Source organism: Mesorhizobium sp. WSM4871, assembly GCF_055811295.1.
Map to the genome: position 1 here is coordinate 35,586 of NZ_JBVVPU010000011.1, position 22,498 is coordinate 58,083.

Below are 22,498 nucleotides of genomic sequence, written 5' to 3' on the forward strand. Positions count from 1 at the left end.
AACTTTCCTTCCGGAATTAAGACGAAGCGATTGGTGCCTCGGTTTGACCCAACAGGGCTGCGCCGAGAATGATTGAGCGCTACGGGGCTCCTGTGACGTAGCTGCCGGCCGGGATTGGCTGCACCGGCGCCTGCCCGCGCAATCGCCCCACGGCTTTGGCGTCGCACCCAGCACGCGCCGCCACCAGCTCTGCGGCCGCCAACAGGCAGTAGCGGCCTTGGCACCGACCCATGCCGACGCGAGACAGCGACTTAACGCGATTGGCTTCGGTGCCGGCATAATCCACCGTTTCGCGCAATTCGCCAACAGTTACGCCTTCACAACGGCACAGGACGGCATCGTCCGCGAGTTCACGAACCTTCGCCCTGGGCCACGGAAACGACTGGGCAAGCCCCGTAGAGAACCGCTCCAGCCGAGCTAAGCGCTTCAGGTCGGACCGGATGTTTGGAGGCGGCAAGCCCATGTCGGCCAAGCACGCGGCAGCGGCCAGCCGGCCGGAGACCTCCGCCCCATCGGCGCCCAGGATGCGAGCGCCGTCGCCCGCGAGGTACACGCCTTTGGCGGCGCGCCCCATTAGATCGCTGCGCGGCAGCCACTGTCGCCAGCTTTCGTTGTACTCGAACGAACAGCCGGCGAGATCGGCCAGGCTGGTCTCGGAGGCAAGATGCCAGCCAACGCCCACCATGTCGCAGGCAGTGCGGCGCGTGCTTCCTCCCGCGTCGCGCCATTCAATAGCAGTGACGCCGGTTGCATCGGCTTCGAACCGCTCAATCGACACGCCGGCATGGTAGATGCGGCTGAGCTTGGCACGCATCAACACACCACGCAGCACGATCATTGGCCGTGCCGCGAGGCTGCCGAATCCTTGAACCTGCTGCCGCATGGACGAGGTGTCCAGAACAGCCGCAACGCCGGCGCCTGCCTTCAGAAGCTGCGTCGCAACCAGCGTCAGCAGCGGCCCCGAACCGGCCAGCACGATGCGGCGCCCCAGCGCCACGCCCTGTGCCTTGAGGGCGATTTGGGCGGCACCGAGCGTGTAGACGCCAGCGTTCTGCCAGCCGGGCACGGGGGCCACGCGATCACGCGCGCCGGTCGCCAAAATGAGCTTGTCGAATGGCACCGGCTGCACCGAGCCGTTTCGCAAAACGTAGAGGCGGCCGGGATTCATGGCGATTGCCGGGCATTGTGCCAGATGCTCGATGCGGTTTTCGCGCACAAGGCGGTCGAAGCAGTCATGCAGAGCCACAGCCTTGGTGGCTTCGGTGCCGTAAAGCTGTTCGGGCGAGCGGCGAAAGCCTTCGGGCGGCCGGCGATAGATCTGTCCGCCAGCGCGGGCGGCCTCATCCACCACGATCGGACGCACGCCGGCGGCAGCTAGAGCTTCGGCCGCACGGATGCCGGCCGGCCCGGCCCCAACGACCACAACGGATGGTCCGGTTTGATCGCTCACGGCCAATCCTGCGACGCTGCGGTGCGCAGCGACATGCCTGGCTCAATCGGCGTGGAACAGGCTCGCAGGCGGGGGCCATGCTCCTGCCAGACCCAGCAATCCTGGCAAGCGCCCATCAAGCACAAGCCTGCTCGCTGCTCGGTGCCGAATTCGGCTGCACGGAGATAAGTGGTTGTCATCAAGATCGCGGTCAGCACAGAATCCCCTTCGCGCGCCACGCAGGGCTTCCCATCGAGACGGAACTCCACAAGTCGGCGCCCGTGTTCCGTCAGCCGTACCAGACGTCCCGTGGTTACCGCTTCTGCTGTCATTCGGCGGCGCGCCTTGTCATGGATTGCACTCGCGGCAAGGTTGGGAACCGCTGGCAAACGGCATCGAACGCGGCCAGCACACCGTCCGCGCCGGAGCGTCCATTCATGCGCCGGAATATCTCGGTCTTTGTAAAGAAGCGCCAGTGGATGGGCAGGTCGTTGAGCAGCGCATGAAGCTGCTCGTAAGCAGCCGCTGACCACTGCTTCTCGTATCCGTCGCGCTCCGGGCCGAAATCGAAGTGGCCGGTCGGTGCCGGTCGGCTTTGCCGCAGCTCGACGGAGGCTTCCTCGTCGACCTCGCCGTCGCGCAGCACCACGCCATAGTCGCGCTCGGCCGCCTCGGCCGATACGTAGCCGCACTTCACATCCTCGGCCACACGCCAAGCCTCGCGCTCAGATGGGTTCCCGCGACCGCCGCCACCAGCGGAGCGGATCAACAACACATCGCCCGGCTGCAGCACGGCAGTATCGATATTGCCGAGCTGAACCTCGCTTTCGGTGCCCGGATTCACCGACATGGCCGATAGACCGCCTGCTTTGCCGCCCAGCACGCCCCACGGACGAAAGAAGCTGCGGTCGCGGTTGCGCACAGTCACGCGGGAGTCAGGGGTGAACACACGGAACGCCATCTCAGTCGCTAAGCCGCCGCGCCAGCGCCCCGCGCCACCGCTGTCTTGCGCCAATCCATACTTCACGAACTCCACCGGCACCTCGGTTTCGGTAATCTCGACGGGCGTGTTCTTAAGGTAGGCCGCATCGGCGCCCGAACCGTTGGTGCCATCGCGGTGGGGCATGCCGCCCCCACCACCCACAACAGGGTTCACCGCCGCGATGACGGTGCGGTTGGTCCGCTCGTCCGTAGTCATCACATTGACGATGCAGTTGTTGCCCGCAGGTGCCGCCGGCAGAAGGTCGGGCATCGCTTGGGAAAACGCGCCGAAGATCACCGAACGGAGCCTCGCGCAGGTCAGCGAGCGCATGCCAACCGCCGCCGGGAACAATGGGTTCAGTACGGTCCCCTTAGGAGTGATGCAGGTGAAGGGTCGCGTCAAGCCGCGGTTCAGCAGGATCTTGGGGTTTAGCGTGTAAAGGACGTAGTAGACGCCAACCAGCAGCACCGTATGGCGCGGGTCGCCGCCCGACGGCACGTTTAAGGATGAAGCGAGCTGCGGATCGGATCCGGTGAAGTCAAGCACTGCCTCGTCGCCGCTAATGGTGAGTTTCAACTTTAAGCGGCATGGGTTGCCTTCGGCAGAATCCTCGTCGGCATAGTCCGCGAACTGCCAGACACCGTCGGGCATTGCCCGCAGCATGGCGCGCGACTGCTCTTCTGCTTGGTCCAGAAGCTGCCTGACACCCGCCAGAAAGGCGTCGCGTCCGAACTTGCGCACCATGGAGAGCACCCGGCGCTCGCCCGTGTTCAGGGCCCCTACCAAGGCCTTGATGTCGCCGAGGTTCAGGTCCGGCTTGCGCACATTGAGCATCATGATGCGCAAAAGCTGCTCGTCATAAACGCCTTCGTTGACAAGCTTCATCGGCGAGAAGCGGATGCCCTCCTGGTGAATCTCGGTCAGCGCGCGACTGAGCGAGGCCGGCACAGCGCCGCCCATGTCGGTATTGTGGATGTGCCCGCCCGCCCAGGCAACGATTTCGCCTTCAAAGAAGATCGGCTTCCACAGATGGGTGTCCGGCACGTGGGTAGCGACGTAGCCGGAATACGGATCATTTGTGAAAGCGACGTCGCCCGGCCTGTAGTCGGAGATCATGTCGATCGCCGGCTCGTAGGAAAGACCTGGGTACCATGTGGCGCCGAGATCCATTGGCACGGCGAAGACCTCGCCGCGGCGATCCATCAGCATCACAGTGAAGTCTTCGGTTTCCTTGACGAAGGCCGAGTGCGCCGTGCGCTGTAGAGTGTAGGCCATGCTTTCTGCAGCGGCGCGGGCATGGTTTGCCAGCACCTGCAGGTTCGTCCTGTCAAACACTGGCAAGCTCCGGGAAGGTCAAATGGATGTTGAGCTGGCGGTCGACCGTTGCCGATGTGCCGGTCGGGATCGCCAACGTTGTGTCTTCTTGAGCAACGATCGCCGGCCCCTCGAAGGTGGCGCCCGCCTCCAGGTCGCCGCGCAGGTAGAGCGGCACGTATTCCACCGCAGAACCGGTGTAAACGGGCACTGATTCGAACACGGCGGCCTGTGTGCCGGCGTTTCCTGCCGCTTCCGACAGGGTCAGAGCCGGACCGGGTCCAATCGCCGACACGCGCACGTTGACGATTTCCACCGCGCCTTCCGAATCGTGGAAATCGTAGATGCGCTGGTGCGTGGCGTGAAACGCGTCTTCGATCAGCTTGGTGTCGCTAGCCTTCAGCCAGTCCGGCTGCAGCGCAACCTCGAGCTCGTAGCTTTGCCCGGCATAGCGCATGTCGCAGGCGAGCCGGATCTCCACCGCACCCTCATGCCTCTGGGCGGCGAGCCAGTCTCGCCCTTCGCGGCTCATCGCCTTGAAGGCTTCGGCCACGCGAGCAAGCGCTTGATTGTCCAGCGGCAGGAACATGGTGCGGATGAAGTCGCCGCGCAGGTCGGCCACCAAGCCGCCCAGCGCCGACACGACGCCGGGCCAGCGCGGTGCCATTAGGCGCTTCATGCCAAGCTCACGCGCCAAGAAGGCGCCAAGCATGGGGCCGCCGCCGCCGAAAGGCATCAAAGTGAACTCGCGCAGGTCGACGCCCGAGCGCGCCGACAGCTTCTCGACCTCGACCAGCATCTCGGAAACCGCAATATCGAGGATCGCCTTGGCGGTTTGCAGCAGCGGCCGGTTCAGCGCCTCCGCCAGCTTGGCGACGGCCTTCTTGGCGAGCTGGACGTCGATCTTCAACTGACCGTAAGCCATCTGGCTGTGGCCGAGCCAGCCGCACACGACCATGGCGTCCGTCACCGTCGCCTGCGTGCCGCCCCGGTTGTAGCAGGCCGGGCCGGGCGTCGAGCCGGCGGACTCCGGGCCTACGCGCAGCACACCTTGCGCATCCAGGCTGACGATCGAACCGCCGCCGATGCCTATAGAGCTCACAGAAACCGATGGGATGAACAGTGGGTACTCGCCGATCAGTTCGCCGGTGCCGAACTGCGGCTCGCCGTCGATCACCAGCGCGAAATCGGCCGAGGTGCCGCCGATGTCGAGCGTTAGGATGCGGTTCTCGCCGGCGCGGCGCGCTATCCAAGATGCGCCGATCACGCCGGAGGCCGTGCCGGAGAGAAGCATGTTGACGCAGGAACGCTTGCCTTCACCGGCGTTCATCAGGCCACCGTTCGACTTGGTCAGCATCGGGCGGGCAGGCACGCCACGGCTTTCCAGCCGCTGCTCGAGCGCAGTCAGGTAGGCCGCGATGCGCGGATGCACATAAGCGTTCAGGATGGCGGTGGAGGTGCGCTCGTATTCACGGATTACCGGCCAGACTTCGGCCGAGGTGAACACGAACAGGTCAGGCGCGATCTGCTCGATCTCGCTCTTGATCGCGGCTTCCTGCGCGGAGTTGCGCCAGGCATGGAGGAAAGAAACCACGATCCCCTTCACGCCTTGTGCCTGCGCATCTTCGACCGCGCGGCGGACGGTTGCCATATCGGGCGACACGCTTTCGGTGCCATCGAAATGCATGCGCGCCGGAATGCCGTAGATCAAGTCGCGCGTGACCAGCGGAGCCGCACGGGCGGAAAACAGCGAATAGGTTTCTGGCATGCGCAAGCGGGCAAGCTCGATTACATCCTCGAAACCCGCGTTCGTGAGCAGCGCAAGCCGCGCGCCCTTTCGCTGGATTACGGTGTTGATGCCAATGGTGGTGCCGTGGACGAATCGCGAAATCTGCGTTGGATCGAGCCCTTCGCTCTTCGCCAGAAGCTCGATGCCAGTCATCAGTTCGGCGCCCGGATCGGCGGGCGTGGTCAGCACTTTCAGCGATGCGACGCGGCCGGAACGGGTTTCCAGAGCGCAGAAATCGATGAACGTACCGCCAATATCAACGCCGATTTTCCAGTCCAGCGTTTCGGCTTCGTGGGCGTCGCCGATGATGGCGCTATCCATAAACGATCCTTCCAAGCTAATGCGCGGAAGCTGCCATGGCACAAGAGGATCGGTCCAAGACGGATAAGAAGGGATAGTATAAGGCTCGCTTATGCGGGCCTATTAGCGGCTTTGAGCAGATCGGAACCGGCCGTGCGAATGTGCTCCAGCGCGTGCTCATCCGCCCGGGAAAGCGTGCGGCTGCGAGAGGTAAGCAGGGCTAGGGGAAAATGCGGGCTTTCGGCCAGCGGCCGTACAACCACGCCAGCAAACTGCGTCCACGGCAGCAAACCGTCCACCAAGCCGACGCCAAGTCCCTCCTGGACGAAACTGACGGCCGACAGGGATGCGTCAATCTCCAGCGCCAGTTGTAGCTTCACACCCTGTCTGCCAGCGGCCTGGGTGAGCTCGTCAGCCGGCCGCGTGTTGGCACGGTAGGAGATCAGATTTTCGCCCGCAAGGTCGACAAAGCGAATGGCGGTTTTGTCGCTCAGGGTGTGCCCTTCCGGCAGCAGGCATACGAACCCTACCGACCCGATCAATTCTGCGCTGACATCCGGTGGCACGCGGTCGTCCATCGCAACCCCGATGCTGGCGTCGCCGGCGCGCAGCATCTCGACGATGGACACCAGAGGCGCCATGTGTGCGCGCAGTAGAATCTGCGGTTGCTGCTTGCGTAACAAAGCGAAAGCTTTCGGAACGATAGTCATTGCGGGCGGTGGCGAAGAGGCCACCCGCACCAAACCTGTCTTGCCCAGGCGCAGATCCGTGGTCTTGCGCCGCAAGCCTTCCAAACCGTCGGACAACCGCTCGGCGTCGCGGAAGATCTCGTGCGCTTCGGGCGTCGGACGCAACCGGCCTTTCACGCGCTCAAAAAGGGTGAAGCCCAACTCGTCTTCGGTGTGCAAGACGATCTGGCTAAGAGCGGGCTGCGAGATGTTGAGCATTCGGGCTGCCGCGGTCACGGTTCCCGCCCGCATCAATGCAATGAACACTTCGAGCTGCCTGGCTCTCATCTTATCCCATAGGGTGAGCTTATACTCACCGATATAACAGTTCTTTGACATAGCCGAATGGGGCGCACAAGCTCAAAAGAGCCACCATGGTCAGGAAGTCGAAATGGATACCATTATCTTGGGCGGCGGGTTGATGGGCACGGCATCCGCCTACTTCCTGGCCAGACGCGGCGTCCGCGTGATCCTTGTCGAGCGCAACCGTGTTGGCTCGGCCGCCACCCTCGCCTCGTTCGGCAACATCCGCCGGTCGGGCCGCTACCTCCCGCAACTGCCGCTAGCGCACCGCTCGCGCGCACTCTGGAGCGAATTGGAAACGCTATTAGGCCGAGATGTTGAGTTCCGCGCCACCGGCCATGTCCGGTTGATCTACGACCAGGGAGGCTTGGATGACATGCGCTCTTACGGCCAAGCGGCGCGGCTGTGGGGTTTTCAGCTGGAAGAACTCAGCGCAAGGGAGGTACGCTCCCGCTTTCCTGGGCTCGGCTTGGATATCATTGGCGCCTCATTTTCCCCGCATGACGGCAGTGCCAACCCGCGTCTGATTGCGCCGGCTTTCGCGCTGGCCGCGGAGCGCTTGGGTGCAACGATCGTTGAAGAAGCGGGGGCTGCAAGCATTAAACGGCTAAGCTCCGGCTTCCTGGTATCCACAGCCAAGGGAGACTTCGCCGCCGAAACCCTGCTGAACGCTGCCGGCGCCTGGGGCTCGCAAATCGCCGGACAATTCGGCGAAGAGGTGCCGATGGCCGCCCGCGGGCCGCAGATGGGCGTCACCGAGCCGCTGCCCTTTAAGATCTCGCCAGTGGTCGGCATCTGGACTCGGCAAAAGCCGCTTAATGCCTACCTCCGCCAGGTAGAGCGGGGCAACATCGTGTTCGGCGGCGGCGTCGAGCAGCTTCCCGTTGAACTCGACCCCGGCTACGCCCGCGCCGACCCCGACAGCCTGCCGATTCAGATCAAGGCGCTGGCCCGGCTGCTGCCGAACATCGTCAACGTCACAGTGATCCGCACCTGGTCGGGCTGCGAAGGTTATGTCAGCGATATGCTTCCCGTGATAAGCGCCTCGGCAACCACCTCGGGTCTGTTCCACTCCTTCGGCTTCAGTGGACACGGTTTCCAACTTGGGCCGGGCGTCGGCGATGCCATGGCCGAGCTGATGACCACCGGTCGCTGTTGCACGCCGCTCGACGCTTTCGATGTTGCACGCTTCAAACCGCCGGACGGCACTGCTTCCGCTGCGCACTGAGGTCGGCGCTACGACGTTCCCGCCCCCCAATCCCCGCCTGCCTTTTTTCTTTTAGATCGGCGCACCCCATGCCAAACAGCCAGTTCCCTTTTGCCCCCGGCGCGAAGTTCCAGCCTTACTGGTGGGAGGCGGCGGAACCCGCCCGCAGAACAGCGGGGGCGCCGGAGCAAACCGATGTGGCAATCGTTGGCGGCGGCTTCACTGGACTGTCGGCTGCCCTGACGCTGGCCCGTGCGGGCGCGTCCGTGACCGTCTTCGAGGAACATGCGCCCGGATGGGGAGCGAGCTCCCGCAACGGCGGCTTTCTCGGCCCCGAGTGGCACACCTTCAACACCGCGCTTGCCTATAGTGCAGACAAGGCGAAGGCAGTTGTGCAGGAGCACTTCACCGCGTCGGCCTTTGTGCGCGACTTGGTGGCGCGCGAGCAGATCGATTGCAATCTTGTTCGGCCCGGCCATTTCCGCGGCGCAATGACGCCAGCGATCTATGAACGCATGGGAAAGACCCTTAACCAGATTACGCAGCACATGCCGTGCAACATGGAACTGGTTCAGCGCTCCGACCAAGGCAAGCATATCGGTTCCGAGCTTTATCATGGCGGCATGTTCAACCCGGACTCTGAAGCGCTGCACCCGGGCAAGTACGTGCAGGGACTGGCACAAGCGTGTGAGCGCGCCGGTGCCAGGATCATCACCGGTATTAAGGTGACAGCGATCACCAAGGAAGGCGGCACGTTCCGCCTCCGTACGAGCGGCGGAACCGTCACGGTGGCGCAAAACACGATGCTCGCTACCAACGGCTACACCACGGGCGTGACGCCGGAGCTGCAGAAGCGCATCGTCCCGATCCGCAGCGCGATGATCGCCACCGAGTCGCTGGACCCGGCGCTGATGCGCAAACTGATGCCCAAGCAGCGGCTGCTCGCCGGAAGCCAGCGGGTGGTGACCTACTACCGGCCCTCACCCGATGGCACCCGCATCTTGTTTGGCGGCCGCGTGCTGAAGCTTGGCGACAGGGAGGTCGAACAAGCCAACGCCACCCACCTGCACAAGCAGATGACGCAGGTGTTCCCCGAAGCCGCCAAGCTCCGCGTCACCCACTACTGGCACGGGCAAACGGGCTTCACCTTTGACGGGCTGCCGCACCTGGGTGAGATCGACGGTTGCTTCTTTGCGGCCGGCTACAACGGCACGGGCGTTGCGCGCGCATCGTGGCTCGGCCACACGATCGCCCGACGCATACTGGGTGACCAATCTGCCCCAAGCGCTTATGAAGGCCTGCCGATGCGCTCGCGGTGGCTGTACCGGGGCAAGCCCTGGTTCCTGCCCTATGCCGTGCTGATCTACGAGCTGCGCGATCGCTGGGACCAGCGCTCCCATGGGCGCCGGTGAAGCCGCCGCTGCGCCTACGGACTGTTGCCGGGCTCCTGGGGCCATGTCGCCGACGTGGAACCGCGAGACTAAGGGTGGAGGCATGGCCTCCTACTTCAGGACCTTGGACAGGAAAGCCTGGGTGCGGGGCTTGGACGGGCGGTCGAGCACGTCCCGAGGGGTGCCTTCCTCCACGATGCAGCCGCCATCCATGAACACCACGCGTTCGGCGACCTCACGGGCGAAGCCCATCTCGTGCGTCACCACGATCATCGTGTGGCCATCGCGCGCCAGCGCCTTCATCACGTCGAGCACTTCGCCGACAAGCTCCGGATCTAGCGCGGAGGTCGGCTCATCGAAGAGCAGCAGCTTTGGCCGCATCGCCAAGGCGCGTGCAATCGCCACGCGCTGCTTCTGCCCGCCGGACAGCTCGCGCGGATAGGCTTTTTCCTTACCTTGGAGACCGACGCGCTCCAGGAGCTCCATCGCATACGCTCGCGCTCTTTCCGGCGCTTCCTTGCGCACTTGGATGGGCGCTTCGATGATGTTGCCGAGTACGGTCAAATGCGGAAATAGGTTAAAGTGCTGGAAGACCATGGCCGTGTCGGGGCGCGAGCGCGCGGCTTCGCGCGCCTTCAGCTCATGAAGCCGGCCATTCTTCAGCTGGTAGCCAACCAGCTTGCCGTCGACATACACGCGCCCGGCATCGACCCGTTCCAGATGGTTGATGCAGCGGATGAGCGTGCTCTTGCCCGCGCCGGACGGCCCGATCAGGCAGCAGACCTCGCCGCTGCGGACTGTCAGGTCCACATTGTCGAGCACTTTCAACGGACCGAAGCGCTTGGATACGCCGGTGATTTCCACCATCGGGGTGACAGACATCAGAAAGCCTCAGCCGTTCAAGAGCGGGCGTCGTTGCGACGTCCGGCGAAGCGCCGGAACGGTGCTAGCAGGACGCTCAGCCCGTCATTGTTCTGCGCGCCGTGGCCGCGTCCAAGACGCCGTTCGATCATGCTCTGCGCAGCGGTCATGATGCTGGATGCGATCAGGTACCAGAAGCAGGCGACGATCAGGAGTGGGATGGTTTGGAAGTTGCGCGAATAAATCCCTTGCACCGAGTACAGCAGGTCTGAGATCGCCAGGATACTAACCAGCGAGGTCGCCTTCAGCATGCCAATCATCTCATTGCCGGTTGGCGGCACGATCACGCGCAGCGCTTGCGGCAGGATAATGCGGCGCACGGTCCGCGCCGGCGTCATACCGAGCGAAAATGCCGCCTCGCGCTGGCCTGGATCGACCGAAAGCAGCCCGCCGCGGATGATCTCCGCCATATAGGCGCCTTCGTTCAAACCGAGCCCGAGCAGGGCAGCGGTCAGCGGCGTGATCAGGTCGTTGGTGGTCACCGAAAAGACCGGCTCCATAAAAGGCACCCCGATCTCAATCTGCGGGTAGAGCGCGCCGAGATTGTACCAGAAGATCAACTGCACCAAGAGCGGCGTGCCGCGGAACAGCCAGATGTAACCGGCTGCAAAGCAGGCGAGGACCGGGTTGCTCGACTGTCGCATCAAGGCCGCTATCAAGCCGAGGGTCACACCGATCCCCATGGCCGCAACGGTAAGACCAAGCGTCCACAGCAGGCCGCGCAGCACAGTGCCGTCGAAAAGGTACTGCCACACGATGTGCCAACGGTAGCCAGGATTTTTCACCACCGACTGCGCCAGCATCAGTAGGATCACGAAGCTGATCGCGGCGGCGAACCAGCGGCCATGGTAGCGCGCCGGAACGACTTCGTCGCTTGCGCGGGCGGGCGAGATGTCGCTGGGGGCGCTCATCCTAGCCCTCAATTGTGCCGAGGGCCTCACGGACGGCAGCCCTCCAGCGCGTCAACCCGAGATCGATCTCGGTTTCGTTGATAACCAAGCTCGGCATCATACGTACGATATTGGCATATGGGCCACAGGTCAGCAGCACAAGCTGGCGGTCGAGCCCTGCCTTGACGGCTGCCCTGGCATATTCGGGCGCGGGGGTGCCGTCGGGGCGGACGAATTCGCTCGCCTGCATCAGGCCGATGCCTCGCACGTCGCCGAGCGCGGGGTGTTCAGCTGCAATCTGGTCCAACCCAGCGCGCAGCCTAGCACCCATCGCGCGGGCATTTTCTATCAGGCCTTCGTCGGCAATCACGCCAAGCGTGGCGACGGCGGCTGCGCAGGACACCGCGTTCGCCGAAAACGTGCCGCCTTGCGAACCAGGAGCAGCGCGCGCCATCACCTCGGGTCTGGCTGCGATGCCAGACAAGGGAAAGCCGCTCGCGATCCCCTTCGCGAACACCAGGATGTCTGGTGTCAAATCGAAGTTCTCGCACGCCCAAAACTTGCCTGTGCGCGCCACCCCAGACTGCACCTCGTCGGCAACCAGCAGAATACCATGACGATCCGCGCGTTCGCGCAGGGCGGCAAAAAACTCGACAGATCCAGGCTGGTAGCCGGCCTCTCCCTGCACCGGCTCGACGATGATGGCCGCTGTTTCGGCCGGATCCGACAGCGTGGCAAAGATGTGATCCAACTCACGGATGCAGAAGGCGTTGGTGGTAGCAAGGTCCCAGCCGTAGCGGAACGGCGTCGGGAACGGCGCCACCACGACACCCGGCGCCATCGCACCCGACGCGGTGGAGCGAAAGCGCTTGTTGGACGTAGTGAGCGACGCCGCGCCCAGAGTGCGGCCATGAAAGGAGCCTTGGAAGACGATAATGTTCTGGCGGCCTGTGTAGTTGCGCGCTAGGCGGACCGACGCTTCAACGGCCTCCGCGCCGGAATTGGCGAAAAAGAAGCTGCACAGATCAGCCGGCATCACGGCAGCCAGCTTGTCGATGAGTTCGAGCAGCTTGTCGTGCCGGACAATGCCGTACTGCCCGTGAATCAGACGCGCGACCTGTCGCTGCGCCGCTTCCACGATGCGCGGGTGGCAGTGGCCAGTAGACGTGACGCCGATGCCCGCCGTGAAATCGAGATATTCGTTTCCCTCGTTGTCAATCAGGAAGGAGCCCCTGCCGGTTTCCACCACCAGAGGTGTTGCCTGAACCAGTGCAGGCGACAGCTCCGGGCGCGGAGCGTTGGCCGGTTGGGTTGGATGAGTGTGGCTGAGCGCAACCGGTCGCATTGAATATCCCATCTTGTTAAAGGTCCGGCAGTCGTCCCGGCGTGGGTCGACTGCCTCCAAAGATTGTAAGTTCGTAAAGCCTTAGTTAGCGCTCTTCGCCCATGTTCTTACCCGGTTCAGCTAAGGCGCCGTCGGCAACACCCCATCTCCTCAGGATTTCCATATAAACGCCAGACTGAACCATCTTGCCCATGGCGCCGAAGACCGGCTGGTAGAGCACGGAATCCTTTGGGATGGCTATCCCAGCAAGCCAGGCACCGCCATAAAGATCGCTGGTCACGTTTTCGAGCGAGGCGCCGACCTGCTGCGCGGAATAGGCGTTGGTGGACGCGTCAGCCGACACATAGTCGACGCGTGATGAGGTCAACGCCAGCACGGCATCGTTCTGCGTCGGATAGGAGTTCACCGTCATGGTCGGCTTCCCTTCCTGAACGCAGGTCTCGCTGTTGGCGATCGCGCGCTTCTCGGAATTCGTGCCCTTCAAGACGCCGATGGTCTTGCCACAGAGATCGGTTAGGCGCTCCGGCTTGGCGGTGCCGACGCGAACCAGGAACGAAATCCCGCCGCGATAGTAGTCGACGAAGTCAACCGTTTCCTGTCGATCCTTGAAGTCGCCGATGGAGGATATGCCGATATCGAAGCGGGCCGACTGGATGCCTGGCATGATGTTGGAGAATTCGGTTTTCTCGTTGCGGACCTCGATGCCGAGAATCTTGCCTAGTGCGCGCGATAGGTCGACGTCCGCGCCAACGAGATTGCCCTTCTCGTCGAGGAACTCCCACGGAGGGGAGTCAGTAGCGGTGGCCGCCACGATGACTCCGGAGGTCCTAATCTTTTCCGGCAGCGCCTGGTGCAGTTCCTCGCTTTTTTGCAGCTGGTCGATTTGGTCGGAAGCGACCGCCGTTCCGGTGGCCAGCGTGGCATATAGGGATGCAACCACAGCAAAGCTGCAAAGGCGGCGAAGTGGTCCAGTGGTCATTGTAGTTCCCCTTGTTTCTGTTGCATAGGCTAAAGCGCGCAGACTTGAGCAACGAATGCTTGCAAATGACATCAATGGGGTCCAAGACAATTCATTGAGTGAACCATAACCCGCAGTTTTAGGTCGAAGCGCCCACCGTCGGCCATGTTGCAACTGCCCGACACGCATCACGTGACGTGTTTGGCGGGCAAACAGGACGCTAAGCGCGATAGGAAGCCCTCAACGCCGACGGTGCCGAGCGTGTCATCGATATTCAAAAGGTGAGAGAGTGGGGCATGGGATAGGCTGTGCTGCGCCCGTCAGCGCCGGCCCTAAACAATCCTGGTGCCGTTTCGGGCATCGAACAGGTGCACTTTATTTACCGTGATCTCCAAGCCAATCTCTTGATCAGGTTTGAAGGGAGGCCGATCCCGTACCTCGACCATGAGATCGAGGCCACCCGCACTTAAGGTGAGTTCCTGGGCTTCACCGGTCGGCTCGACCACCTGAACCCTCGCCCGGGCGTGGTTACCGCCAACGGCAATGTGCTGAGGACGAATCCCGTAGACTGCTCCATCCCTGTCTCCGATCCGGGCGTCCTCCGGCAAGGGTAAGCGGAGGCCCTGCTCGGCGACGAATGCGCCGTTGTCGATTCGGCCCTTGATCAGGTTCATTTCCGGAGACCCGATAAAGCCAGCGACGAACAGGTTGGCGGGTTGCTCGTAGAGCTCTGAAGGCGTGCCGATCTGCTCGACTCGGCCTCGGTTCAGCACCACAATGCGGTCGGCAAGTGTCATCGCCTCGGTCTGGTCGTGAGTGACGTAGATGCTCGTTCGGCCCAGCCGTTGGTGAAGCTTCTTGATCTCGGCGCGCATCTTGACACGCAGCTTGGCATCGAGGTTGCTGAGTGGCTCGTCAAACAGGAAGGCGGCAGGATCGCGCACGATCGCCCGGCCCATGGCAACGCGCTGACGCTGACCGCCGGACAACTGGCGCGGCATGCGGCCAAGCAGATCCTGCAGGCCAAGGATCTCGGCAGCTGCCTTCACCCTTGAGACGATCTCTTCCCTGGGGACCTTCGCCAGTCGAAGCGCAAAGCTCATATTGTCGGCTACGCTCATATGCGGATAGAGCGCGTAGCTCTGGAAGACCATGGCTATGTCGCGCGACTTGGCCGGCATCTCGTCGACGACACGCCCGCCGATGCGGATCTCGCCGGTCGTCTGTTCCTCCAGCCCTGCGATCATGCGCAGCAGCGTTGACTTGCCGCAACCGGACGGACCGACCAGCACCACGAATTCGCCGCTGGCGATTTCGATATTGATGTCGCGCAAGACTTCCACGGCACCGAAGCTCTTGCCGAGCTGTTCTATCTCAATTGCAGACACCTGTCGTCCTCCCGTCCCAGCACGACTCATTTCTGTTGAGCATGCCGCCAGGCTTGGTATTCGGCCTCGCCCTCGGGGCTCAATGGATAGTATTTCCGCAGGTCGCCCCCCGCGGCCAGGCGTGAGCGCGAAAACTCTTCCCACTCGACATGTTCGCTGGCGAGTTCAACCAGTTTAGGGGCAAGGGCGACCGGTACCACGACCACGCCATCATCGTCGGCGACGATAATATCTCCCGGTATGACGAGCACGTTCGAGCAGGCGATGGGAACGTTGACGGCAAAGGGGACGATGTTTGTCTGGGCATGGAAATTCGGCGTAACATCCCTCACCCAGATGCCGATGTCCAAGGCAGCCGCCTGGGCGGAATCGCGGATGCATCCGTCGACAACCACACCGGCTCCGCCGCGCCCGGCGAAGAAGGTCAACATCATCTCACCGAAGATACCGCTGCCAAGGTCACCGCGCGCATCGACGACGACCATGTCGCCAGGCTGCGTGGGGTACAACACGTGCCGGTGGAGCTGGCGCTCCGGCTCCTCGTACTCAGTCTCGTTGTAGAGATCTTCGCGCTTAGGCATGCATTGGAGCGTAAGGGCTGGCCCGGCGGCCGTGCGGCCGTGCCTTAGCGGCCGGGGCCCTCGGATCTGAGGATCGCGAATACCCATCTTGTGGTAAAGCTCACTGGCCAAGGTCGCTGAACCGATCGCCGCAAGCGCGTCGACCAGTTGCCTCGGTGGCCGTGAAATGTCCTTTATTGCCGCTGCTTGGCCTACTTCCACGTTTCATCTCCCGTCGATCAAGTTTTTCATGATCTCTCAATTTAGCCGCGAACCGCACCGGTCGTCAGACCCTTGACCAGCAAGCCTTGAGCGAACCAGACAAACACCAAGGTCGGGATGACCATGAGGACGCCGGCCGCCGACATGGCTCCCCAGTCGATGCCGAACTGCGAAACGAAATTGGTAAGCCCGACTGGCAGCGTCTGTGCTGCCTTGCTGGAAGTCAGCGTCAACGCGAGCAGCAGGTCATTCCAGGTGAAGAGGAAAGTGATGACCGCGCTGGCCCCAATGCCAGGCGCAATCAATGGCGCCACGATCTGGACCAGTGTGCGCACCGTGCCGGCGCCGTCCGACTGGGCGGCCTCCTCGATCTCTTTCGGCACGTCCTGGATGAAGCCCAGCAGCAGCCAGATGGCGACGGGCAGTTTGGCCGCAGTATGGCTCAGGATCAGCGCCCAGATGGTGTCGAGCAGGCCAAAAGCGGCAAACACGGCGAAAAGCGGGATGGCGAGCGCGATGACCGGGATCATGCGCATGATCAAGAGCAGCCCGAAAATCAGCATGGCGCCCGGCATCCTGAAACGCGACAGGGCATAGGCGCAGGGAATGGCCAGCAAATGGACGAGAATGACCGTCGCCACCGAGACGATCACGGTGTTCCAGACATAGTCCATCGTGTCGTACTCCGTGAAAACGGAGACGTATTGCGTTAGCGTCGCGGTCTCGGGGATGATGTGCACCGGAACCGAGAAGATGTCGGCCGAACTGCGGATCGAGGTCAGGAACAGCCACACAAGCGGGAAGACGGTGAGGGCGACGGTCAGGGCGAGCGCCAGGTACTGGCCGGCGGTCCCCGCCGTGAACCGGCGGCGCCGGCGCTTTGGCCTAGGGCGTGTGGCGACGGTTGCGGCGTCGGTCATATCGCTCTCCGTTTCGCAATCAGCCACGGTATTCCGTAGAGGAGCCCGAGCACGAACAGCGACATCCCCAGGGCGATGTAGGAAACCGCCGCCGCATGCCCGAAATCCACTGCCTGAAACGCCAGCAGGTAGGAGTAGACGGTAAGCAGGTTGGTGGCGCCGCCCGGCCCGCCCTGCGTCATCAGCCATACGACGTCGAAGGTCCGGAAGGTGTCGATGATGCGCAGCATCAGCGCGATCATGATGACCGGACGCATCAGCGGCAGCACGATGTGCCAGAAGCGCTGCCATGGCGTGGCGCCGTCCACCGTGGCAGCCTCGAGCGGCTCCTGCGGCAAGGATTGCAGGCCGGCAAGGAACAGCAGTACCATCAGCGGCGTGTTCTGCCAGACATCGGCGATGATCACCGAGACAAGCGCCCAGGTCGGGTGGTTGAGCCATGGAATTTCGGGCAGGTTGAACATGCGCAGCAGCGCGTCGACCAGGCCGTACTGGGTGTTGAACAGCCAACGGAAATTCAGGCCCACGACGGCGGGCGCAATCATCGGCGGCACCAGGAGCAAGGTGCGCGCCAACCGCATGCCGCGCAATTTACCGTTGACGAGCACGGCGATCGCCATTCCGGCCACCACTTCGATCGTGATGGAAACGACGCTGAATATGGTCTGATTTCGCAGAGCCTGGTTGAACTGGCGGCCGAAGAGTTCGTCGGTGTAGTTGCCCACCCCGGCAAACGGCGCGGAGCCGCTCAGATCCCAGCGAAAGAAACTCATGATGAAAGAGTATCCGAGCGGATAGATAAGGATGGCGACCATGACGAGGAGCGCCGGGCTGGCCAGGAGGTACCCCCTCTGCCAGGTGTAGGGCAGCGGCGAACGTCGCCGACGCCCCGACACCTGGTGCTGCGCGACGGGCGGCATCCTCAGTCGTATGCTCCGGCCCGGCGCATGATCTCCTCAGCCTCGGTCGCCGCCTGGTTGAGCGAGTCGCTCGGCGAGACCTGGTCAGTCAGCGCCTGTTCAATGGCCGAGAACATCAAGGTGCAGACTTTCGAGAAGCCGGCCAGCTTCGGCCACTCCTTGCCGTTCGCTATCGTCGTCTCGAGTTGCTGCAGCCATGTGGCCTGCGGGCCCTTCGCCGCTGCTATCACCTCCTTGGCGATCACCTGGCTGCTGGGAAAGTTGGTGAACTGCTCGAACTGCAGACGCTGCGCCTCAGGACCGACCGTATATTTGATGAATTCGACGGCGGGTTCCATGCGTCCAGACTGGCCATTGAGAGCCATGGCGTGGGAGATGGCGCAGGAAATTGCCGCTTTGTCCCTGATATAGGGCGCAGTGGACCACTTGCCGACGATGCGAGAGGTCTCGGGATTGGACAGGGTTGCGAAAGCGCCCGGCCAGTCGAAATTGGCATAGACGGTGCCCGACGAGAGTTCGGTCGAGTTTTCGTTCCATTGATATCCGACCGCATCCGGCGGCACGATTTTGTGCTTTTGGATCAGGTCGCGATAAAACGTCAGGGCTTTGATCCCGGCTTCGGAATTGAAGGCCGGTTTGTTGGCCTGGTCGACCCAATCCCCACCGGCTTGCCACAGGAGATCGCTGAACGTGCGCTGGGCGGGGTCACCCTGCCCCGGCACGACCAGCCCATAGTGGCCGTCGCCGGTAAGTTTGAGGCCGACGTCAACCAGGTCTTCCCAGGTCTCGGCCGGCTTCAGGCCTTTCTCCTGGTAGACGTCGCTGCGATAGTACTGCACACGCGCATCCATGTTGCGCGGAATGGCGGCCAGATTGCCGGTCTTGGGGTCGCTCAGATACTTGACCGCAACCGGATAGAACTCAGCCAATTCAGACTCGCTGAAGTAGCTGTTCAGGGGTGCAAAATGGTTGAAATAGGAATCTATCTGCGCCGTGTGGGTGCTGTAGACGTCGTATTGGCTCGATCGCGCGGCGCTCAGCGTGACGACTTTCGATGTCAGCGGCGTGAATTCCAGCAGGTCATAGCGGACCTTGATGCCGGTCTTCGCCGTGAAATCCTGGACAATCTTCTCCCAATATTTGGGGTAAAGCGGGCCGCCGGTGATCAGCAGCGCGGTAATCTCGTTCGCCTGCGCCCTGGCGACCCACGGCGCGGCGAGCGAACCAGCCGTCACGGCGGCACTCGCCGCCAGGAATTTGCGTCTCGATAGGCTTGCGGACATCACGGATCTCCTCCTTGTTTGCGACTGGTCGGCCCTTCCAAGGGTCGGCCGATGACTTCCAACCTTTCTGGCAAATCCGCGGCGGCTTGCTCCTCCCGCAGCGAGACTGCCTGGATTACTCCCCGAACGATCCTTGCGAGCCCGCCGGGCGATCAGGCACCTTTGTTCCAACGCGCCTCGCGCGTCTGCGAAGCATATCGATCCTGATCTCGGACGACCGAAGCCGGGGACGCGACGTTGGACCCGCCATTCGATCCTCCCTTCACGCAGGCCGAGTTATAGGCTAGTGAGCACTATGGGATAAGTTGACTGCATATCTAGCTATCAGCCTATAAGCTTATCGGACAAGTGGATGTTAATGATGGATGCCATGGAGGTCAAGCTTCAAACTTTGCCCAGGCAGGTGGCGGGCGTGCTAGCACGTCGCATCGCCAGCAGCGGCGTCACCGGCGGCCAAGGACCGTCGGAACAGCAGATCCTCCAGGAGTTCGGGGTTTCGCGCGCGGTGGCGCGGGAAGCGCTGAAGATCCTGGCGTCTCTCGACATGATCGAGATTGCGCAGGGGCGGCGCGTGGTGCTGCGTCCGGCCGAAGAATGGGACTATCTCAGCCCATTGCTCATCGACTGGCTGCCACCCGAGCAGATGCGCGAGATATTGGCAGAGGCTCACGCGACGCGGATAATCATCGAGCCTGCCATCGCCGCCATCGCGGCCAAGCACATGACCAAGGAGAATCTCGAGCGTCTTGGCACTCTCCTTGCGGCGATGTCGGCCAGCGAGGACAATGCGGACGCCTATCTGAAGCTCGACCTGGATTTCCACATGGAGATTTGCCGGGCGGCCCAGAACAGGATCCTCGACCGCTTCATGTACTCGTCCCGGTGGTGGCAGATGGCGAGCAGACGCATCAGCAACCAGATGCCTCACGCCCTGCCCTCGGCGACTGAGATGCACAGGGCGATCTACGAGGCGCTCCTGGCGCGCGATGCAAAACGGGCGGAAGAGGCGATGCGCCGGCATCTGAAGATCACCACCGCCGTTGGCCTGCCTCCATAAGAAATCGCCAGCCGATGCTCCCGAGCGGCGCAGCCAGCAATCCGGCTGGCCGCGCCGCTGCGCGCCGGGAGGACGCGGCCGATATCAGGCGCTTTTCGCTTGCTGTTCCTGACGCTGGCGCGCGCGGAAACCGAACATGTCGCCCTTGTCCTTGATCTCCGCCCAGACCGGTGCGGTGATCTTGTCCATGGCGGCGATATCCGCGTCTGAAATCGTCCAGCCGACGCTCTCGACGTTTTCCTCCAGTTCCTTGACCGTGCGCGCGCCGACCAGCGGCGAGCTGACGCCAGGCCTGCTGGTAAGCCACTGGATCGCGAGCTGCGGAACCGTCTTGCCGTAGCGCGCCGCGATCGGCTTGAGGGTGTCGACGGCGTTAACCGCGCGCTCGTAGGTGCCCGGCTGGAACAGAACGGTGGTGCGGCGCTCATCGCCTTCGACGAATTTGGTGTCCAGCGACAGCAGCCCCGTGAGCAAGCCTTGGGCGAGACCGCTATAGGGCATCACGCCGATATTATGCTTGCGGCAATAGGGCAGAGTCTCAGCCTCAACCTCGCGCCACAGCATGTTGTAAGGCGGTTGGAGCACGTCGATGACGCCATGCTGGCGAGCGCTGTCCATGTCGGCGGTGCTGAAATTCGAAACGCCGACCGCCTTGATGCGGCCTGACGACCGCAACCGCTCCATCATCTCCATAGTCGGGCCGATCGGAAAATCCGAGTTCGGCCAGTGGACGAAATAGACGTCGACATAGTCCGTCTGCATCCGCTTCAGCGAACCGTCGAGCGCCGCCTCTATCGCCGCGGGTTCGAGATGGTTTGGGGCAACCTTGGTCGCAATGACCGCCTTGTCGCGGTTGCCGGCCAACGCCTTGCCGACGACTTCCTCGGCGTGGCCATGCCCATAGGCTTCCGCCGTGTCGATCAGCGTGATGCCAAGCTCCAGGGCGCGCCTGATCACCCGGATCGATTCCTCATCGTCGGCCGCGCCCCAAAAGGCGCCGGACATACCCCAAGTCCCCAGACCGATCTCCGATACCTTGACCGGCGACGATCCCAACTGTCGCTGTTGCATCCTCATCCTCCTGATTGGCGGCATACATGGGCTGGCGCCCTGCTGGCATACAATTTATACGCTTATATACTCGTCTAACAAGTAGGCTCTGGCGTATTTGTGTCGTTTGCATGAGAATGCGGATTTGCTAATTAATTCAATGTTTTCATTCATTGCAATGCGGCATCGGCGCAAAATTTTGCAAAGGGGGTTTACGTTTCGGACTCTCATCTTGTATGCTTATTGGACAAGTTTATTCAAGCGTGAATGCCGTGAATTTGAAGGCGTTGCGCGCCATCAAGGGGAGGGTTCGATGAAGATCGTGGACATCAAGACGGCGGTCGTCGCCTATCACGGCAAGGCGACCCTGATCCGTATCGATACGGACGCCGGCATCTCCGGCTATGGGGAGGCAAATCCCGACGCGGGCGCGGCCGCGATCGTCGGCCTTATTTCGGAATTGAAGTCGGAACTCATCGGACAGGACCCGCGCAACGTCGAGTATTGCTGGGACAAGATCCGCCGTGACCATGTGTTCTCCGGCGCCCAGGCCGGTATCTTTCTGATCGCGCTGACCGGGCTTGAAATGGCGCTGTGGGACGTAGCGGCGAAAGCCGCGGGCCAGCCGCTCTACCGCATGTTTGGCGGCAAGTTCCGCGACCGCATAAGGCTCTATGCCGATTGCGGCGACGGCGATGAAGAATCGGGATCGCCACAGGGGTGCGCGGCGCGCGCCCGCCGTATGGTGGCCGAGGGCTTCACGGCGCTGAAATTCGACATCGACAATCTGCACCATCCAGCAAAGTTCGATGCCGTGAACCACACCATCAACGGCGCGGAGCTACGCTTCATGGTGGAGCGCGTTGCGGCAGTGCGCGAGGCGGTTGGTCCTGACATCGATCTTTGTATCGACCTGCACGCACGCTACGATGTGCTAAGCGCCAGCCGGGTTGCAGCGGAGATGGAGCAGTTCAATCTTCTGTGGCTGGAAGAGCCTATTCCAGCCGAGAACGTCGAGGCCCTGAAGCAGATCCGCATGCGAACCAAGACGCCGATCTGCGTCGGCGAAAATCTCTACCTGCGCTGGGGTTTCCGCGAGTTGTTCCAGAATTATGGCGCCGACGTCATCATGCCCGACGTGCCGAAATGCGGCGGCCTTGCCGAAAGCCGCAAGATCGCGAATCTCGCTGAAATGTATTATGTGCCATTCGCACCACATCTTGTATCGACACCGCTCGGCACGATGGCGACATGCCATGTCTGTGCGAGCGTTCCAAACTTCCTCGTGCTGGAGTGGCATGCCCTCGAAGAGCGGGAAGCGTGGGACAGTTATGTGCGCCTGCCGGACGGCGCCAAATCGATCGTTGAGGATGGCCACATCGTCGTACCCGACACGCCAGGCATCGGCGTCGAGCTCAACATGGACGGCGTACACAAATACGCCGTGCCTGGCTTCGGCATCTTTGAATAGCGGATGACCGGATAGCGTGCGGTGGGCGGAGATGCCTTCTGGCGAAGCTTCTGCCGCTCGACGAACAAGG

19 protein-coding genes are annotated in these 22,498 nt (G+C 62.5%); 4 read left to right on the forward strand and 15 right to left on the reverse strand.

Going from position 1 to position 22,498, the window contains the following annotated elements; all coding sequences use genetic code 11:
* Positions 1-79 precede the first annotated feature (79 nt).
* From AC0L2H_RS22185 to AC0L2H_RS22205, 5 genes are all read right to left on the reverse strand, one after another.
* Positions 80-1,450 carry an FAD/NAD(P)-dependent oxidoreductase gene (locus AC0L2H_RS22185; RefSeq protein ID WP_473592196.1) on the reverse strand — a complete coding sequence of 457 codons (1,371 nt, stop codon included), beginning with the start codon at positions 1,448-1,450 and terminating at the stop codon, positions 80-82.
* Positions 1,447-1,761, reverse strand: a complete 315-nt coding sequence (locus tag AC0L2H_RS22190) for a (2Fe-2S)-binding protein (RefSeq protein ID WP_473592197.1) — start codon at positions 1,759-1,761, stop codon at positions 1,447-1,449. Before AC0L2H_RS22190 ends, AC0L2H_RS22185 begins: the two co-directional genes overlap by 4 nt.
* A complete protein-coding gene (locus AC0L2H_RS22195; protein WP_473592198.1) occupies positions 1,758-3,746 on the reverse strand; it encodes a hydantoinase B/oxoprolinase family protein in 1,989 nt (662 codons plus the stop codon). Before AC0L2H_RS22195 ends, AC0L2H_RS22190 begins: the two co-directional genes overlap by 4 nt.
* Positions 3,739-5,835 (reverse strand): hydantoinase/oxoprolinase family protein, encoded by a 2,097-nt coding sequence (locus AC0L2H_RS22200; protein ID WP_473592199.1) that lies wholly within the window; start codon positions 5,833-5,835, stop codon positions 3,739-3,741. Before AC0L2H_RS22200 ends, AC0L2H_RS22195 begins: the two co-directional genes overlap by 8 nt.
* Positions 5,836-5,924: 89 nt before the next feature.
* Complete coding sequence (locus AC0L2H_RS22205; RefSeq protein WP_473592200.1) at positions 5,925-6,830, reverse strand: LysR family transcriptional regulator; 906 nt, start codon at positions 6,828-6,830, stop codon at positions 5,925-5,927.
* A gap of 103 nt (positions 6,831-6,933) precedes the next feature.
* Between AC0L2H_RS22205 and AC0L2H_RS22210 the strand changes: the two genes are divergently transcribed.
* Together AC0L2H_RS22210 and AC0L2H_RS22215 are read left to right on the forward strand one after the other, a co-directional pair.
* Positions 6,934-8,073, forward strand: coding sequence for an NAD(P)/FAD-dependent oxidoreductase (locus AC0L2H_RS22210; protein ID WP_473592201.1), 1,140 nt, complete (start codon positions 6,934-6,936; stop codon positions 8,071-8,073).
* A 68-nt stretch (positions 8,074-8,141) separates the two neighbouring features.
* On the forward strand, positions 8,142-9,464 hold the full coding sequence (locus tag AC0L2H_RS22215; protein WP_473592202.1) for an NAD(P)/FAD-dependent oxidoreductase: 1,323 nt from the start codon (positions 8,142-8,144) through the stop codon (positions 9,462-9,464).
* A gap of 90 nt (positions 9,465-9,554) precedes the next feature.
* Here AC0L2H_RS22215 and AC0L2H_RS22220 read toward each other — a convergent pair whose 3' ends face one another.
* From AC0L2H_RS22220 to AC0L2H_RS22260, 9 genes are all read right to left on the reverse strand, one after another.
* Entirely contained in the window at positions 9,555-10,310 is a 756-nt protein-coding gene (locus tag AC0L2H_RS22220) for an amino acid ABC transporter ATP-binding protein (RefSeq protein ID WP_473592203.1), read from the reverse strand.
* Between the two features lie 32 nt (positions 10,311-10,342).
* Positions 10,343-11,167, reverse strand: coding sequence for an amino acid ABC transporter permease (locus AC0L2H_RS22225; RefSeq protein WP_473592204.1), 825 nt, complete (start codon positions 11,165-11,167; stop codon positions 10,343-10,345).
* A gap of 109 nt (positions 11,168-11,276) precedes the next feature.
* The gene (locus tag AC0L2H_RS22230; protein WP_473592205.1) at positions 11,277-12,599 is read right to left on the reverse strand and encodes an aspartate aminotransferase family protein; all 1,323 of its coding nucleotides are present in this window, start codon (positions 12,597-12,599) and stop codon (positions 11,277-11,279) included.
* Between the two features lie 85 nt (positions 12,600-12,684).
* Positions 12,685-13,650: an ABC transporter substrate-binding protein gene (locus AC0L2H_RS22235; RefSeq protein WP_473592206.1), complete on the reverse strand. Its 966-nt coding sequence runs from the start codon at positions 13,648-13,650 to the stop codon at positions 12,685-12,687.
* A gap of 239 nt (positions 13,651-13,889) precedes the next feature.
* Entirely contained in the window at positions 13,890-14,945 is a 1,056-nt protein-coding gene (locus AC0L2H_RS22240; RefSeq protein ID WP_473592207.1) for an ABC transporter ATP-binding protein, read from the reverse strand.
* 26 nt (positions 14,946-14,971) lie between these two features.
* Positions 14,972-15,703, reverse strand: a complete 732-nt coding sequence (locus AC0L2H_RS22245) for an RraA family protein (RefSeq protein ID WP_473592394.1) — start codon at positions 15,701-15,703, stop codon at positions 14,972-14,974.
* 65 nt (positions 15,704-15,768) lie between these two features.
* The gene (locus tag AC0L2H_RS22250; RefSeq protein WP_097576049.1) at positions 15,769-16,647 is read right to left on the reverse strand and encodes a carbohydrate ABC transporter permease; all 879 of its coding nucleotides are present in this window, start codon (positions 16,645-16,647) and stop codon (positions 15,769-15,771) included.
* Positions 16,644-17,567: a carbohydrate ABC transporter permease gene (locus AC0L2H_RS22255; protein ID WP_097576050.1), complete on the reverse strand. Its 924-nt coding sequence runs from the start codon at positions 17,565-17,567 to the stop codon at positions 16,644-16,646. The genes AC0L2H_RS22250 and AC0L2H_RS22255 overlap by 4 nt, the downstream gene beginning before the upstream one ends.
* 2 nt (positions 17,568-17,569) lie before the next feature.
* Positions 17,570-18,850: an extracellular solute-binding protein gene (locus tag AC0L2H_RS22260; protein WP_473592208.1), complete on the reverse strand. Its 1,281-nt coding sequence runs from the start codon at positions 18,848-18,850 to the stop codon at positions 17,570-17,572.
* Between the two features lie 352 nt (positions 18,851-19,202).
* Here AC0L2H_RS22260 and AC0L2H_RS22265 point away from each other — a divergent pair, with 352 nt between their 5' ends.
* A complete protein-coding gene (locus tag AC0L2H_RS22265) occupies positions 19,203-19,907 on the forward strand; it encodes a FadR/GntR family transcriptional regulator (protein WP_245437190.1) in 705 nt (234 codons plus the stop codon).
* 84 nt (positions 19,908-19,991) lie between these two features.
* Here AC0L2H_RS22265 and AC0L2H_RS22270 read toward each other — a convergent pair whose 3' ends face one another.
* Complete coding sequence (locus AC0L2H_RS22270; RefSeq protein ID WP_473592209.1) at positions 19,992-20,978, reverse strand: aldo/keto reductase; 987 nt, start codon at positions 20,976-20,978, stop codon at positions 19,992-19,994.
* A gap of 292 nt (positions 20,979-21,270) precedes the next feature.
* Here AC0L2H_RS22270 and AC0L2H_RS22275 point away from each other — a divergent pair, with 292 nt between their 5' ends.
* Positions 21,271-22,428 carry a mandelate racemase/muconate lactonizing enzyme family protein gene (locus AC0L2H_RS22275; RefSeq protein WP_473592210.1) on the forward strand — a complete coding sequence of 386 codons (1,158 nt, stop codon included), beginning with the start codon at positions 21,271-21,273 and terminating at the stop codon, positions 22,426-22,428.
* Positions 22,429-22,498 lie beyond the last annotated feature (70 nt).

What these genes read in the sequence shown, in the direction of transcription:
- AC0L2H_RS22190 (WP_473592197.1), bottom strand. Translation starts at nt 1,761, where the DNA reads ATGACAGCAGAAGCGGTAACCACGGGACGTCTGGTACGGCTGACGGAA.
- AC0L2H_RS22255 (WP_097576050.1), bottom strand. Translation starts at nt 17,567, where the DNA reads ATGCCGCCCGTCGCGCAGCACCAGGTGTCGGGGCGTCGGCGACGTTCG.
- AC0L2H_RS22230 (WP_473592205.1), bottom strand. Translation starts at nt 12,599, where the DNA reads ATGCGACCGGTTGCGCTCAGCCACACTCATCCAACCCAACCGGCCAAC.
- AC0L2H_RS22260 (WP_473592208.1), bottom strand. Translation starts at nt 18,850, where the DNA reads ATGTCCGCAAGCCTATCGAGACGCAAATTCCTGGCGGCGAGTGCCGCC.
- AC0L2H_RS22275 (WP_473592210.1), top strand. Translation starts at nt 21,271, where the DNA reads ATGAAGATCGTGGACATCAAGACGGCGGTCGTCGCCTATCACGGCAAG.
- AC0L2H_RS22200 (WP_473592199.1), bottom strand. Translation starts at nt 5,835, where the DNA reads ATGGATAGCGCCATCATCGGCGACGCCCACGAAGCCGAAACGCTGGAC.
- AC0L2H_RS22250 (WP_097576049.1), bottom strand. Translation starts at nt 16,647, where the DNA reads ATGACCGACGCCGCAACCGTCGCCACACGCCCTAGGCCAAAGCGCCGG.
- AC0L2H_RS22235 (WP_473592206.1), bottom strand. Translation starts at nt 13,650, where the DNA reads ATGTCATTTGCAAGCATTCGTTGCTCAAGTCTGCGCGCTTTAGCCTAT.
- AC0L2H_RS22220 (WP_473592203.1), bottom strand. Translation starts at nt 10,310, where the DNA reads ATGGTGGAAATCACCGGCGTATCCAAGCGCTTCGGTCCGTTGAAAGTG.
- AC0L2H_RS22265 (WP_245437190.1), top strand. Translation starts at nt 19,203, where the DNA reads ATGTTAATGATGGATGCCATGGAGGTCAAGCTTCAAACTTTGCCCAGG.
- AC0L2H_RS22225 (WP_473592204.1), bottom strand. Translation starts at nt 11,167, where the DNA reads ATGCTGGCGCAGTCGGTGGTGAAAAATCCTGGCTACCGTTGGCACATC.
- AC0L2H_RS22215 (WP_473592202.1), top strand. Translation starts at nt 8,142, where the DNA reads ATGCCAAACAGCCAGTTCCCTTTTGCCCCCGGCGCGAAGTTCCAGCCT.
- AC0L2H_RS22210 (WP_473592201.1), top strand. Translation starts at nt 6,934, where the DNA reads ATGGATACCATTATCTTGGGCGGCGGGTTGATGGGCACGGCATCCGCC.
- AC0L2H_RS22205 (WP_473592200.1), bottom strand. Translation starts at nt 6,830, where the DNA reads ATGAGAGCCAGGCAGCTCGAAGTGTTCATTGCATTGATGCGGGCGGGA.
- AC0L2H_RS22270 (WP_473592209.1), bottom strand. Translation starts at nt 20,978, where the DNA reads ATGCAACAGCGACAGTTGGGATCGTCGCCGGTCAAGGTATCGGAGATC.